1 protein-coding gene is annotated in these 327 nt (G+C 45.0%); it reads left to right on the forward strand.

Going from position 1 to position 327, the window contains the following annotated elements:
• Positions 1-31 precede the first annotated feature (31 nt).
• Positions 32-304, forward strand: a complete 273-nt coding sequence (locus ALO43_RS21310; RefSeq protein WP_054998026.1) for a hypothetical protein — start codon at positions 32-34, stop codon at positions 302-304.
• Positions 305-327: the final 23 nt, after the last annotated feature.

Here is a 327-nt window from a genome sequence, read left to right on the forward strand (position 1 = left end):
ACAGTATCGAACCCTCTCATCAGGCAAAAAAATGCTCGATTTATCCGCAGAGCAACACCAGCTGGCGAAGATAGTCCATGATTATGCCAGCCGATTTCCATCGACAGAAAGTGGCGATAGCCAGCTACTACAGGGCTACTATGACTATATGATGGCTTTCAAACAGGTGCTCGATAGCTCATCAAAAATCCAAATGGACTATATCTGCCTGCAATATCCAGGGTTTTTTCGTTTCGCGAAAATGATGGAGTTGCTGGCACAAGGTATTGCTGATGGCTTCATTAAGGTACCGAAAGAACACTAAAAGTGACACACCCGGAAATCCGT

This window comes from Pseudomonas tremae (assembly GCF_001401155.1).
GTDB classification, from domain to species: Bacteria; Pseudomonadota; Gammaproteobacteria; order Pseudomonadales; family Pseudomonadaceae; genus Aquipseudomonas; species Aquipseudomonas tremae.